The organism is Franconibacter sp. IITDAS19, from assembly GCF_023079515.1.
In the GTDB taxonomy this organism is placed as follows: Bacteria; Pseudomonadota; Gammaproteobacteria; order Enterobacterales; family Enterobacteriaceae; genus Franconibacter; species Franconibacter pulveris.
This window is the reverse complement of record NZ_JALJCP010000003.1, coordinates 36700-50258: the sequence shown is the minus strand read 5'-3', so window position 1 is coordinate 50258 and position 13559 is coordinate 36700. Positions and strand designations below refer to the sequence as shown.

The following is a 13559-nucleotide window of genomic DNA, read 5'->3' as shown; positions in this document are numbered from 1 at the left end:
TCTATGGAGCGGCCCGCAGGCCGCCCTCTGTTTCAGAGTCCGCCCAGATGCAGGGTTTTCACTTCCATAAACTCTTCCAGCCCCAGCACTGACCCTTCGCGTCCCAGACCTGACTCTTTTACTCCGCCAAACGGCCCCAGTTCCGTTGATACCGCACATTCGTTAATGCCAATCATGCCGCTCTCAATCTGCTGGGAAACGCGGAAAACGCGTTGCAGGTTTTGCGTGTAGAAGTAAGCCGCAAGGCCATAAGGGGTATTGTTGGCGCGCTGAATCACTTCCTCTTCCGTTTTAAAACGGAAGCAGGCCGCCAGCGGGCCAAACGTCTCTTCCTGCGCAAGCTTCATTTCGTCGTTAGCATCAATCAGGACGGTAGGTTGCCAGAAGTTGCCGCCCAGTTCGTGCGGCTTGCCGCCCACCAGCACTTTTGCCCCTTTCGCTACCGCGTCTTCGACGTGTTCACGTACTTTATCCACGGCCGATTGCTCAATCAGCGGGCCGACGACCACGCCGTCATCCATGCCGTTGCCGACTTTAAGCGCCTTAACCGCTTCCGCCAGCTGATTCACGAAGCGCTCGTAAATCCCGTCCTGAATAAAAAAGCGGTTCACGCTTACGCATACCTGGCCTGCATTACGGAATTTATTGGCGATAGCCCCTTTTACCGCCGCGTCGATATCGGCGTCGTCAAAAACGATATAAGGCGCGTTGCCGCCAAGCTCCATGGAGACCTTCTTCATGGTTTCCGCCGCGTTGCGCATTAGCGTTTTCCCCACGGCGGTAGAACCGGTGAAGGAGATTTTACGCACCTGCGGGCTGGCCATAATGGCGTCGCTGATTTCCGAGGTGTTGCCCGCCACGGCATTGAGCACGCCGTCCGGCACCCCCGCCTGCTTAGCCAGCGCCAGCAGCGCGAAAGCGGAAAGCGGCGTATTGTTGGCGGGCTTAATCACCCCGGTGCAGCCTGCGGCGAGCGCCGGACCAAGCTTGCGGGTCAGCATTGCCATCGGGAAGTTCCAGGGCGTAATGGCCGCCACGACGCCCACCGGCTCTCGGGTCGCCAGAATGCGGGAACCCGGCTTAATGGGCGGGATTATCTCGCCGTTGGCGCGCTTGGCCTGCTCGGCGAACCACTGAATAAAGCTTGCGGCGTACTCCACCTCGCCTTCCGCCTCCTTGCGGGGTTTCCCCTGCTCGGTGGTCATCAGCTCGCCAAGCCAGCTTTTGTTCTCAATGATCAGCTGGTACCAACGGTAAAGGATTTCTGAGCGTTCTTTCGCCGTCTTTGCCCGCCAGGCCGGAAAAGCGCGGCTCGCGGCGGCAATCGCCGCTTCGGTCTCTTTCTTGCCTGCCTTAGCGACTTTCGCTACCACCTCGCCTGTGGCCGGGTTAAGCACATCGAAGGTACTTGCTGCGGTATGCCATGTGCCATCAACCAGATAGCCTGTCTGAAAAAGGGCGTTATCCGCCAGGGTTTGCATCGTCATCTTCTCCTCCTGACCGTTGTGTCCTGTCGTCTTGCGTAAGTATAGCTACAAAAAAACCGACGCTTCTGGCGTCGGTCCGGAGGGGAAAAAGGATGAAAATCAGCGGTCCGTCAGGGCATGCTGATACTTATGCAGCATCGTAGTAAGGCGCTTCACCGGCTCGGTAACCTGCAGCGGCGCCTCCCAGACGCGCAGTTTCTCCTGGTAGATATCCAGCTCATCCAGCAGTTGCTTAAAGGTTTGACGACGCTTATCTACGCTTCTTGCGGCAATCACCCGATCGGCGGTATTGCGCAGCTGGCGGTGAAACGCGGAGAGATCCGCATTCACAGGAATGGGCACCTCCCGCAGACGCTGATGCGCGATAATCAGGTTCAGCGCCAGGCGGAATTTCGCCACATCGCCGGGGAATTTATTCAGCAACAGAAAAAGCTGTTGATAAAGCGCCGGCAGATGGTTCTCGCGGCGGCGCGCCTTATTGGTGGTTAACGACGAGACTGCCGCCGAGACAAACTGGTTAAGTAGCGTACGCCCGGTTTGCGCCTGTGAGTTATCCCGGATAACCAGAATCACCATCATCGCCAGCATACAGCCCACCAGTTGCCCCAGAGCACTGTCGAGGAACTGGCTGAAGTGAAAGGTCATCGGGTTATCCAGCACGATGATGTTAATCGTTCCTGCAAGCGCCCCCATCGACCCGAGCCGCCGCTTCTGCACTTCAACGCCAATGAAAAAGCCAAGCAGCGCAAGGCTGATGCAGAGCAGCAGCATGCTTTGCTGGGTGGCAGGGATAAGCACAAGGAAATAGAACGCCCCGAGCGGCAGCGCCGCCAGCATGCCATAGACGAAGTCGAGCGCGACCATGCGCGGATTCGGCAGACGCATGGCAAGCGCCGTAACGACGGCAATCATCACCATCGCGCCGCTGCCGGAGGTCCAGCCGGTCCACAGCCAGAACAGCGCGCCCAGCAGGCAGGAAACGGTAGTACGCCAGAAGTTAATCATGGCGTGGTGACGTTCTGCCGAAACCGGTCTCACCACCACCTCGCCGCTCAGCACCTCCTCTTCCACCGCGCTGATTTTCGCGTTGGTAATCACCCCGCGTTTCAGCAACAGGTAGCGGGTCGCGGCGCCGATCCAGCTATAGATAGTGACTGGCGTATCGTGCTCACCAGTCCAGGCCATGACGCGACGCATAAACTTAAGCCGCTTATGCACGTCAGCCGCCGTTTCCACCGGCTCGGCGAACAGCTCACGGTACTCGGGCGCGATAGCCTCCGGCCGACTGTTCTGAATAAGCCAGGTTTCGCACGCCTGAGTAATCATCGTCAACGACACGGTGTTAAGCGCCTTCAACCGGCGGTTAGCCCGCGCCCAGCGCGACGATTCAATCTTCAGGTTGGTGCGCATTCCCTCCAGCGCGGTGGTGCGGCGCACCAGCGCGCCCCAGGCTTTATCCAGCGCTTCGCTGTCGCCGTGGTTAATGCAAAGCTGCATAAGCTGGAACTGCGCCACCAGCAGGCTGTCCAGCTCCCGGTCGATTTCACGCTTAATGGAGCGCGGAGAAAAGAGCAGGTCGGCGACGATGGCGCAAAAAATACCTATCACTATCTCGCTGCAACGCTCCACCGCAAACTGCGGCGTGGAGAGCGGCGCAGTCTGAATAGTGATGACGATGATGAGCGCCGTGTAGCCCGCCAGCCCCCAGGCGTAAGAGTTCTCCACTTTTACCAGCGATGAAATCCACGTACAGAAGCCCGCCCAGATGCAGCAGACCATCAACATCACCACCGGCGCGCGGATCATCGAGATAATAATCACCAGCGCCGCGATACAGCCGATAAAAGTGCCGACGATGCGCAGCATGCCACGATAGCGGATAGCGCCAGACCACGGCTCGCCGCCTGCGGCAAAGGCGGGCCCCGCCGCGACGATGGCGGCGGTCAGCACCGCCCAGCGCGGCGTCTCAAGCTGGAAGTGAAAGCCGACAAAAAGCGCCAGCACAATGGCGGTGGCGAGCTTAATGGCGAAGCGCACATGCTGCGGCGCGATAGAGAGGATGCCCATAACGATTAACCGAATTCGCGCAGCCGATGCATCAGCTTGTTAAAAGGCGATTCCTGGCTGCGGTCCCTGTCTTTTTCGCCGGTGATCACTACCGTTGCGGTCGTGCCCGCCGGGAAGAGGTTCCCCGTTTGTTGATCGAGGTGGATACGCACCGGCACGCGCTGCGCAAGGCGCACCCACTCCAGGTTGGAGTCCACCGACGCCATGCCTTTGTCGTCACGCGTGCTGCTGGCGTTGGTCACGCCTGCCGCCACGCTGTCGACGGTGCCGTGCAGCACCGAGTTGCTGCCAAGCGGCGTAATCTCTGCGCGATAGCCTGGGCGCACGCCTTCAAGCTTGGTCTCTTCCATATAGGCCAGCACATAGAATGTGTTCTGTTTAACCAGCGCCACGGCGGTAGAGCCGCGGGTAATAAACTCGCCGGCGTAGACGTTCAGGTTGGTGACCCAGCCGTCGGCTGGCGCGCGGATAACCGTGCGCTCTAAATCGAGTTTCGCCAGGTCCCGGGTCGCCTGCGCTTTCGCCAGCTGATGCAGCACAGTCTGCAAGACGTTGTTAGACTGATCGATCTCCTCGCGCGACATCGCCTGTATGCCAAGACGGTTACGGCGGCCCGCTTCGCGACGTTTTTCGCCGGCCAGCGCGTCGTAATAGGCGACATCCGCCTCGGCTTCTTCCAGCGCTTTCTGGTAGCGCGGCTGGTCGATGGTAAACAGCACCTGACCTTTTTTCACCAGCTGGTTGTCGTGGACGTTAACGGCAGTGACAAGCCCGGCGACGTCGGGCGCGATGGCTACCACGTCGGCGCTAAAACGGGCGTCGCGCGTCCACGGGGATTCGGTGTAATAAACCCAGGCGCGAAAAATCGCGATGAAAGCCAGGATGACCAGCACCAGGGTAATCGCAGTACGGGAGAGTGTTCTTGTAAGCGTTTTCACATCAACCTCAGACAAACAGACGCGATATTAAATAAAACAGGCAGCAATAAAGCGCCGTATTAAAGAGAGCCGGATGCCAGACAAAATCATAGAGCCCCGTAGGGGCCAGCAGGCGGCGCACCAGCCAGAAAATCGCCAGTGATAAGATAAGCTCGATGAAGATCGGCGGAAACGAGAGGCCGAACACCACGATAACGGGAAATAGACTCATGATGACTCTGATTACTGTGCAGGCGACGATTATTAACGATAGACCGCAACCGGGTGGCCTGGATGGCCGGGAGAGAGCGCGGCGTTGGTTATCTTAGTAATAATATATTAACGTAACTGATAATAAGTTATCTACGATATGTGATCTAAATCACTTTTAAGCCAGAGTGAATAATGGAACGACTAAAACGTATGTCCGTATTCGCAAGGGTGGTGGAGCTCGGCTCCTTCACCAGTGCGGCAAGGCAGCTGCAGATGAGCGTCTCTTCTATCAGCCAGACGGTATCAAAACTTGAGGATGAACTGCAGGTTAAGTTGCTCAACCGCAGCACCCGCAGCATCGGCCTGACCGAAGCGGGAAGGATTTATTATCAGGGTTGCCGCCGCATGCTGCATGAAGTGCGGGAAGTGCATGAACAACTCTATGCGTTTAATAATACCCCTATCGGCACCCTGCGCATCGGCAGCTCCTCCACCATGGCGCAAAACGTGCTGGCGACCATGACAGCGGACATGCTCAGAGAGTACCCGGGCCTGACGGTCAATCTGGTGACCGGCATCCCGGCGCCGGATCTGATAGCCGACGGCCTGGACCTGGTTATCCGCGTCGGCGCATTGCAGGATTCCAGCCTTTTCTCGCGTCGCCTCGGCTCTATGCCGATGGTGGTCTGCGCCGCCAAAAGCTATCTGGCCCTGAACGGCGCGCCGGAAAAGCCTTCCGATCTCGCCAGCCATTCATGGCTTGAATATAGCGTGCGGCCCGACAACGAGTTTGAACTGATCGCCCCGGAAGGGATTTCAACGCGTCTGATCCCACAAGGGCGGTTTGTCACCAACGACCCGATGACGCTGTCGCGCTGGGTGAAAACCGGGGCAGGCATCGCGTATGTGCCGCTAATGTGGGTGATCGATGAGATCAACAGCGGGGAGCTTGAGATCTTATTGCCGCGCTACCAGTCCGACCCGCGTCCGGTTTATGCGCTTTATACCGAGAAAGACAAAATGCCGCTGAAGGTGCAGGTGTGCATCAACTACCTGACCGAGTACTTTGTGAAGGTGGCGCAGGTTTACCAGACGATACGGGGAACCGGCAACGGCGTGGAAACGCCGTTGCCGCCAGCCTGAAACCAATGGGGTTTACAGCACGCCAGGCTCGCACTCTTTCACCGTCTGGCTCTGCTTTTCCGCCACGCTCATCCCTACCTGCAGCGTGGCGGCGATATTTCTCGCCGAGCGGTAAACGTTGTCCGCGGCGTTGCGCAGCGCCTCGTCCAGCGTGCCGATACTGTTGAGCACGCTGAACACCGCATCCAGCCCATGCTGGTGGACCACCGCCACGTCAGGCGTCAGCGAGCCGGCGATGCCGATAACGGGCTTATGATACTTTTTCGCGATGCGCGCCACGCCCACCGGCACTTTGCCGTGAATGCTCTGGCTGTCGATGCGCCCTTCCCCCGTCACCACCAGCGTGCAGTTGTGAATATGATTTTCCAGATGCAGCGCTTCTGTTACCAGCTCAATACCGCTTCGGAGTTCTGCATTCAGGAAGGCTATCAACGCCGCGCCCATACCGCCCGCCGCGCCCGCGCCGGGTATGGCGTCCACATCTCTTTGCAACTCGCTGCGGATAACCTGCGCGTAGTGCGCCAGGCACTCATCCAGCTGGCGCACCATCTGCGGATCCGCGCCTTTCTGCGGCCCGAAGATAAACGAAGCGCCTTGCTCGCCGGTAAGCGGGTTTGTCACGTCGCAGGCGACTTTGATATCGCACTCCTGCAAACGGCTATCAAGCGCGCAGAGATCGATGCGGGCGAGCTTCGCAAGCGACGCCCCACCCGGGCCAATCTCCTGGCCGGAAGCCTCGCAGAGCTTCGCGCCGAGCGCCTGCACCATGCCCGCCCCGCCGTCATTGGTGGCGCTGCCGCCAATACCGATAAGAATATGACGCACGCCGCGATCCAGCGCGGCCAGGATAAGCTCGCCGGTGCCGCGCGAGGTGGTTAACAGCGGGTTGCGCTGCGAAGTCGGCACCAGCGCCAGACCGCTCGCCTCCGCCATTTCAATAAACGCGGTGTTGCCGTCGCCCGAAATCCCCCAGCTGGCTTCCACCGGCTGCCCGAGCGGCCCCGTTACGCGGGTGGTGATAGTCGTGCCCTGCGTGGCGCTGACCATCGCGTCCACCGTCCCCTCGCCGCCATCGGCAAGCGGCACGCAGACATAGTCAGCATGGGGGAATATTTCGCGAAAACCTTTTTCAATCGCCTGCGCCACCTCGGCGGCGGAGAGACTTTCTTTCCATGAATCGGGTGCAATGACTATTTTCATAAGTAATCCAGACCGGAGAGATAACCGGGCGCCAGCGGCGCCCCTGTCGTTATTTCATCGCTATTTTGCGACTTCGACTTTCGCCAGCTTTTCGTAATAGCACGCCAGCGCGCTGTGGTCGGCGGTGCCCAGGCCATCCGCCTTCAACGCCTGCATCATTTCCATAACCGCCGCCGTCAGCGGCAGCTGCGCGCCCACGCCGTGCGAGGTATCCAGCGCGTTCGCCAGATCTTTAATATGCAAGTCGATACGAAAACCGGGCTTGAAGTTGCGCTCCATTACCATCGGCGCTTTGGCATCGAGCACGGTGCTGCCCGCAAGGCCGCCGCGAATCGCCTGATAAACCAGATCCGGGTTGACGCCCGCTTTGGTCGCCAGAACCAGCGCTTCCGACATCGCAGCGATGTTCAGCGCCACAATCACCTGGTTTGCGAGTTTCGTGACGTTGCCTGCGCCGATATCGCCGGTATGCACCACCGAGCCCGCCATCGCTTTCATCAGATCATAGTATTTATCGAATAACGCTTTATCGCCGCCCACCATCACCGACAGCGTGCCGTCGATAGCTTTTGGCTCGCCGCCGCTGACCGGCGCATCCAGCATGCCCACGCCTTTCGCCTGTAACGCCTCGCTAATTTCACGGCTGGCGAGCGGCGCAATCGAACTCATGTCGATAAGCGTCAGGCCCGCGTGCGCCCCTGCAATGAGGCCGTTCTCGCCCAGCGCCACCTCTTTAACGTGCGGAGAGTTAGGCAGCATGGTAATAACGACGTCGCACTGCGCGGCAATCTCTTTTGGCGAGGAGGCCGTTTCGGCGCCCGCAGAGATCACCTCAGAAACCGAGGCTGAGTTGTGATCGTAAACCACCAGCGAATAACCCGCTTTGATGAGGTTTTTACTCATCGGCTTACCCATGATGCCAAGGCCAATAAATCCAACTTTCATCGTCATAACGCTTATCTCTCGTTAATAAGGGAATTACTTTTTAAAGGCGTCGCACAGCTTTTGCGTCGCGGCGCGGAATACGCCAAGGTCGCTGCCGACGGCGACAAACGTCGCGCCCCACTCCAGGTAGCGTTTAGCGTCGGCTTCCACCGGCGCCAGAATGCCCGCCGGTTTGCCGTGCGCTTTGGCGCGGGCAAAGATGTGCTGAATGCAGCGCTGCACTTCCGGGTGCGAGGCGTTGCCAAGATGACCCAGCGCCGCCGCAAGATCGCTCGGGCCGACAAAAATGCCGTCCACGCCTTCGGTAGCGGCGATGGCGTCGACGTTATCCACGCCTTGCTGGCTCTCTATCTGCACAAGAATGGTGATGTTTTTATTGGAAGCGGCGAAGTAATCCGGCACGGTGCCGAACATATTGGCGCGGTGCGAGACGGAAACGCCGCGGATGCCCTCTGGCGGGTAACGGGTGGAGGCCACCGCCAGCACCGCTTCCTCTTCTGATTCCACAAACGGAATGAGGAAGTTGTAAAAGCCGATATCCAGCAGACGTTTGATGATGACCGGCTCGTTGGTCGGCACGCGCACCACTGGGGTGCTGCGGCTGCCCTTAAGCGCCATCAACTGAGGAATAAAGGTGGTGACGTCGTTAGGGGCATGCTCGCCATCCAGCACAATCCAGTCGAAGCCCGCGAGGCCCAGCACTTCGGTGCTGATGGGGTTCGCTAACGCCGACCAGCAACCGATTTGCGTCTGGTGAGCCGCCAGCGCGGCCTTGAATTTGTTCGGAAAAATATCGTTCATTGTTCAGACCTTAAAGTGTTCAAACCCTGACTGTATGGCTTACTTCGCCAGTTCCATACGCTTGATGTCGCCGACAATCACCAGGTAACAGACCATCGCCATCAGCGCGGAGCACCCGACGAAAATCAACGCAGCATTAAAGGAGTGCAACTCGCTGACCAGATAGCCGATGACCAGCGGAGTAACAATAGAAGCCACGTTGCCGAAGACGTTAAACACGCCGCCGCACAGGCCCACAATCTCTTTCGGCGCGGTGTCGGAAATTACCGGCCAGCCCAGCGCGCCAAAACCTTTACCAAAAAACGCCAGCGCCATCAGCGAGACGACCAGCACAGTGCTGTCGGTGTAGTTGCACAAAATAATGGTGGAGGCGAGCAGCATGCCGACCACGATAGGCAGCTTACGGGCAAACGTTAGCGACGCGCCCCGCTTCACCAGATAGTCGGAGAAGACGCCGCCCAGCACGCCGCCTGCGAAACCGCACAGCGCCGGGATAGAGGCCACCAGGCCCACTTTCAGAATCGACATTCCTTTTTCCTGCACCAGATAAACAGGAAACCAGGTGAGGAAGAACCAGGTAATGGTGTTGATAAAGTATTGGCCGAAAAAGACGCCAAGCATCATGCGGTTGGTCAGCAGTTGCTTGATGTAGTGCAGCTTCGGCCCGCTCTGCTGGCTATCCGTTTTTTTGTGGTCCATATCCACCACCGCGCCGTTGTTGCTGATGTACTCCAGCTCTTCTTTCGACATGCGCGGGTGATCGCCCGGGTTATGGATAAACTTCACCCATACCAGCGTCAGCACAAAGCCGATGGCGCCCATAACGGTAAAGACATGCTCCCAGCCCCAGGCGAAGATGAGCCAGCCGAGCAGCGGCGAGAAAATAGCGAGCGAGAAATATTGTGCGGCGTTAAACAACGCCGAAGCGGTGCCACGCTCTTTGGTCGGAAACCAGGCCGCAACGATGCGGGCGTTGGCCGGGAAGGACGGCGCTTCGGAAAAGCCCAGCATAAAGCGCATAAAGAACATAGAAATGCCAGCCCAGGCGAGCGGCAGCATATCGACAAAACCCTGGGTAAAGGTAAACAGCGACCAGAAGAACAGGCTCCAGGTGTAGACCTTTTTTGAGCCGTAGCGGTCAAGCAGCCAGCCGCCCGGGATCTGCATCAGCAAATAGGCCCAGCCAAACGCCGAGAAAATATAACCCATGGAAATCGCATCAAGCTGAAGCGCTTTGGCGACTTCCGTACCGGCAATAGATAACGTAGCGCGATCGGCATAATTAATAGTGGTGACAATAAAAATCGTCAGCAATATATAAAAACGGGTAGGGACTCTTTTGCTGGATACAACAGCTTCTGATTGCACAGACATTTTTATTCCCCATGTATGAGTACAGCCTGAAAGTAAATCTGGTAGCGGTAGATATTCGTTTTGATAAAGCAATAACCGGGCCTTCGCAGGTTTTGCTCTTTTTTATGCAGCTCAGTATAGACTCGGCTCATCACGCTAATCATTAGAGACTTACACAATTCCTGCGCTTTTTTTCGCTATATTTTTGTATGAATGCACAATATCAGCCGCTTGATTCCACAAAACGGGGAAAGAGTCACATCGCATTGGGCGGGCTCACCAGTTTCAGTGATCTGCATCACATTAGACTTAAGACAATCCTGACAGTATTAATTTAAAGCGGGCCTTTATACGTATTACTCTTTTTATTTAAGCAACGCCTTTACCGTAATTTCGGAGAATACTGGACAATGACTGATATAAAAATTAAAAACCTTGAGACGGGCAATTTTTATATAAAAGTCGATGACAACGATAATGTAGCGATTATTGTCAACGATAATGGGCTCAAGGCGGGTGCACGTTTTCCGGATGGGCTTGAGTTGATAGAACATATCCCACAAGGTCATAAAGTCGCGCTGGTTGATATTCCCGCGCATGGCGAAATCGTTCGCTATGGCGAAGTTATTGGCTACGCCGTGCGTGCCATTGCGCGCGGCAGCTGGATTGACGAATCGCTGGTGGAACTGCCCAAAGCGCCGCCGCTTAACACATTGCCGCTGGCGACCCGGGTGCCCGAACCGTTGCCGCCGCTGGAAGGCTACACCTTTGAAGGTTACCGCAATGCCGATGGCAGCGTGGGGACGAAAAACCTGCTCGGCATTACCACCAGCGTGCATTGCGTGGCAGGGGTGGTGGATTACGTTATCAAATTAATTGAGCGTGACCTGCTGCCGCGTTACCCGAACGTCGATGGTGTGGTCGGCCTTAACCATCTTTACGGCTGCGGGGTGGCGATTAACGCTCCCGCTGCGGTGATCCCTATCCGCACCATTCACAACATTGCGCTGAACCCTAACTTTGGCGGCGAGGTAATGGTCATTGGCCTCGGCTGCGAAAAACTGCAGCCGGAAAGATTGCTGCAGGGCACGGAAGATGTGGCGGCAATCGCGGTGGATTCCGCGAGCATTGTCCGCCTGCAGGATGAGCAGCACGTGGGTTTCCGCTCGATGGTAGACGACATCCTGCGCGTGGCGGAGCAGCATCTGGCTAAGCTCAACCAGCGTAAGCGCGAAACCTGCCCGGCCTCAGAGCTGGTGGTGGGCATGCAGTGCGGCGGCAGCGACGCTTTCTCCGGCGTGACCGCTAACCCGGCGGTGGGCTACGCCTCTGATCTGCTGGTGCGCTGCGGCGCCACGGTGATGTTCTCAGAAGTCACCGAAGTACGCGACGCCATCCACCTGTTAACGCCGCGCGCGGTAAACGAAGAGGTGGGCAAGCGGCTGCTGGAAGAGATGGCCTGGTACGATAATTACCTGGATATGGGCCAGACCGACCGCAGCGCTAACCCTTCTCCGGGCAATAAAAAAGGCGGGCTGGCGAACGTGGTGGAAAAAGCGCTTGGCTCCATCGCCAAGTCGGGTAAAAGCGCTATTGTCGAGGTGCTGTCGCCGGGCCAGCGCCCAACGAAGCGTGGCCTGATTTATGCCGCCACGCCCGCCAGCGACTTTGTCTGCGGCACGCAGCAGGTGGCCTCCGGCATTACGCTGCAGGTATTTACCACCGGTCGCGGCACGCCGTATGGCCTGATGGCGGTGCCGGTTATCAAGATGGCGACACGCACGGAGCTGGCCAACCGCTGGTTCGATCTGATGGATATTAACGCCGGCACCATCGCTACCGGCGAGGAAACCATTGAGCAGGTGGGCTGGAAGCTTTTCCACTTTATTCTTGATGTGGCGAGCGGTCGTCGCAAAACCTTTTCCGACCAGTGGGGACTGCATAACCAGCTTGCGGTCTTTAACCCGGCGCCGGTGACCTGACGCCTCGCGCTATGCCTCAACCGGATGCGGATTTCCGCATCCGGTTTTTTGTCTGCGGCGTGCGTTTCATTGCGACTGAACCGCAAAACGTGACGCTCGCCGAAGAGTTTACATTTAGTTTCCCGACTGGGCAGTTGCACAATGCCGCACAACATTTTCACAGTTATGCTCATTCAGATTCGATAACCACTCTGTACAGGAAATGTTATGGACGATTACCATCTCGACGCCCGTCTGGCGCAAAATATTGTTGACCGCACGATGAAAATCATCGACTGCAATATCAACGTCATGGATGGTAAAGGCCGCATTATCGGCAGCGGCGATCCGGAGCGTATTGGCGAATTGCACGAAGGGGCGTTGCTGGCTATTTCCCAGCGAAGGATTGTGGATATCGACGATGCGGTAACGCGTCATTTGCAGGGGGTAAAACCTGGCATCAATCTGCCTTTGCGCCTTAACCGCAATATCGTCGGCGTCATCGGTCTGACAGGCGACCCGGGGCAACTGCGCCAGTATGGCGAGCTGGTTTGCATGACGGCTGAAATGATGCTTGAGCAGGCGCAGCTTATGCACATGATGGCGCGCGATGTTCGCCTGCGTGAAGAGCTGGTGCTGAACCTTATCCGTTCGGAACAGACTTCGCCGATGCTGAGCGAATGGGCGCACCGTCTCGGCATCGATCTCAGCCAGCCGCGCGTGGCGCTGGTGGTGGAGATAGACAGCGGTCAGCTTGGCGTCGATACCGCCATGACAGAGCTACAGCAGCTTCAGACGCTGCTGACGTCGACAGAGAAATCGCCGCTTATCGCCATTGTTTCGATGACGCAAATCGTGTTGTTGAAACCCGCGCTCAACGCGCGCGGCATGTGGGCGCCCGATGAGCAGAGGCAATATATGCATGCGTTGATGGAGCAGATAAGCGCGCGAAGCCGCCTGAAGATCCGCCTCGCCATGGGCAACTATTTCCCCGACGCGGGCGGCATCGCCCGCTCTTACCGCACGGCCTCCACCACGATGGCCGTCGGCAAGAGCAACCAGCCGCAGAAGCGAATCTACTTTTATAAGGATCTGATCTTGCCGCTGCTGTTAGACAGCATAAAGGAGGACTGGCAGGCAAAAGAGCTGACCCGCCCGGTGGCCCGTTTAAAGCAGATGGACAGCAACGGTCTGCTGCTGCGCACGCTAAAAGGCTGGTATGCCAATAACCTCCAGGCGAGCCTCGCGGCAAAAGCGCTGTTTATCCACCGTAACACGCTCGAATACCGCATGAAGCGGATCTCGGAGATAACCGGTCTCAATCTGGACAGCTTCGACGATCGCATTTTGCTCTATATCGCGCTGCAGCTGGACAACGAGAGTCTGTCGATTACGGAGTAACCTAATTCGCCATCAGACAAAAAAAAGGATACGCCTGCACGTATCCTTTTTTCATGACCGCTTCCTTACGA

At 57.4% G+C, this 13559-nt stretch carries 11 protein-coding genes; 3 read left to right on the top strand and 8 right to left on the bottom strand.

All coding sequences use genetic code 11. The features are described from left to right. Nucleotides 1–32 precede the first annotated feature (32 nt). From MT962_RS09895 to aaeX, 4 genes are all read right to left on the bottom strand, one after another. Complete coding sequence (locus MT962_RS09895) at nt 33–1487, bottom strand: NAD-dependent succinate-semialdehyde dehydrogenase (protein WP_024560078.1); 1455 nt, start codon at nt 1485–1487, stop codon at nt 33–35. A 99-nt stretch (nt 1488–1586) separates the two neighbouring features. Further along, the gene (gene aaeB / locus MT962_RS09890; protein WP_024560077.1) at nt 1587–3554 is read right to left on the bottom strand and encodes a p-hydroxybenzoic acid efflux pump subunit AaeB; all 1968 of its coding nucleotides are present in this window, start codon (nt 3552–3554) and stop codon (nt 1587–1589) included. 5 nt (nt 3555–3559) lie between these two features. Continuing rightward, nucleotides 3560–4492 (bottom strand): p-hydroxybenzoic acid efflux pump subunit AaeA, encoded by a 933-nt coding sequence (gene aaeA, locus MT962_RS09885; RefSeq protein WP_024560076.1) that lies wholly within the window; start codon nt 4490–4492, stop codon nt 3560–3562. A 7-nt stretch (nt 4493–4499) separates the two neighbouring features. Further along, entirely contained in the window at nt 4500–4703 is a 204-nt protein-coding gene (gene aaeX, locus MT962_RS09880) for a p-hydroxybenzoic acid efflux pump operon protein AaeX (protein WP_024558849.1), read from the bottom strand. Between the two features lie 173 nt (nt 4704–4876). Here aaeX and aaeR point away from each other — a divergent pair, with 173 nt between their 5' ends. Beyond that, entirely contained in the window at nt 4877–5827 is a 951-nt protein-coding gene (gene aaeR / locus MT962_RS09875) for an HTH-type transcriptional activator AaeR (protein ID WP_188723760.1), read from the top strand. Nucleotides 5828–5839: 12 nt separating this feature from the next. On the opposite strand, the gene MT962_RS09870 is transcribed toward aaeR, so the two are convergent. From MT962_RS09870 to MT962_RS09855, 4 genes are read right to left on the bottom strand one after another with little or no spacing between them, the layout of a single operon-like run. Beyond that, nucleotides 5840–7027: a glycerate kinase gene (locus tag MT962_RS09870; protein ID WP_188723759.1), complete on the bottom strand. Its 1188-nt coding sequence runs from the start codon at nt 7025–7027 to the stop codon at nt 5840–5842. Nucleotides 7028–7087: 60 nt separating this feature from the next. Then, nucleotides 7088–7978 (bottom strand): 2-hydroxy-3-oxopropionate reductase, encoded by an 891-nt coding sequence (gene garR, locus MT962_RS09865; RefSeq protein ID WP_024558852.1) that lies wholly within the window; start codon nt 7976–7978, stop codon nt 7088–7090. Nucleotides 7979–8005: 27 nt separating this feature from the next. Continuing rightward, entirely contained in the window at nt 8006–8773 is a 768-nt protein-coding gene (gene garL, locus MT962_RS09860) for a 2-dehydro-3-deoxyglucarate aldolase (protein ID WP_188723758.1), read from the bottom strand. Between the two features lie 39 nt (nt 8774–8812). Next, a complete protein-coding gene (locus tag MT962_RS09855; RefSeq protein ID WP_247365509.1) occupies nt 8813–10147 on the bottom strand; it encodes an MFS transporter in 1335 nt (444 codons plus the stop codon). 389 nt (nt 10148–10536) lie between these two features. Between MT962_RS09855 and garD the strand changes: the two genes are divergently transcribed. Together garD and MT962_RS09845 are read left to right on the top strand one after the other, a co-directional pair. Then, nucleotides 10537–12108, top strand: coding sequence for a galactarate dehydratase (gene garD / locus MT962_RS09850; RefSeq protein ID WP_024559691.1), 1572 nt, complete (start codon nt 10537–10539; stop codon nt 12106–12108). 207 nt (nt 12109–12315) lie between these two features. Then, a complete protein-coding gene (locus tag MT962_RS09845) occupies nt 12316–13488 on the top strand; it encodes a CdaR family transcriptional regulator (RefSeq protein WP_024559692.1) in 1173 nt (390 codons plus the stop codon). The last annotated feature ends 71 nt before the right edge of the window (nt 13489–13559 follow it).

Coding starts and splice junctions, on each gene's coding strand:
- garD (WP_024559691.1), top strand. CDS start 10,537: ATGACTGATATAAAAATTAAAAACCTTGAGACGGGCAATTTTTATATA.
- garL (WP_188723758.1), bottom strand. CDS start 8,773: ATGAACGATATTTTTCCGAACAAATTCAAGGCCGCGCTGGCGGCTCAC.
- aaeB (WP_024560077.1), bottom strand. CDS start 3,554: ATGGGCATCCTCTCTATCGCGCCGCAGCATGTGCGCTTCGCCATTAAG.
- MT962_RS09855 (WP_247365509.1), bottom strand. CDS start 10,147: ATGTCTGTGCAATCAGAAGCTGTTGTATCCAGCAAAAGAGTCCCTACC.
- garR (WP_024558852.1), bottom strand. CDS start 7,978: ATGACGATGAAAGTTGGATTTATTGGCCTTGGCATCATGGGTAAGCCG.
- MT962_RS09870 (WP_188723759.1), bottom strand. CDS start 7,027: ATGAAAATAGTCATTGCACCCGATTCATGGAAAGAAAGTCTCTCCGCC.
- MT962_RS09845 (WP_024559692.1), top strand. CDS start 12,316: ATGGACGATTACCATCTCGACGCCCGTCTGGCGCAAAATATTGTTGAC.
- MT962_RS09895 (WP_024560078.1), bottom strand. CDS start 1,487: ATGACGATGCAAACCCTGGCGGATAACGCCCTTTTTCAGACAGGCTAT.
- aaeX (WP_024558849.1), bottom strand. CDS start 4,703: ATGAGTCTATTTCCCGTTATCGTGGTGTTCGGCCTCTCGTTTCCGCCG.
- aaeR (WP_188723760.1), top strand. CDS start 4,877: ATGGAACGACTAAAACGTATGTCCGTATTCGCAAGGGTGGTGGAGCTC.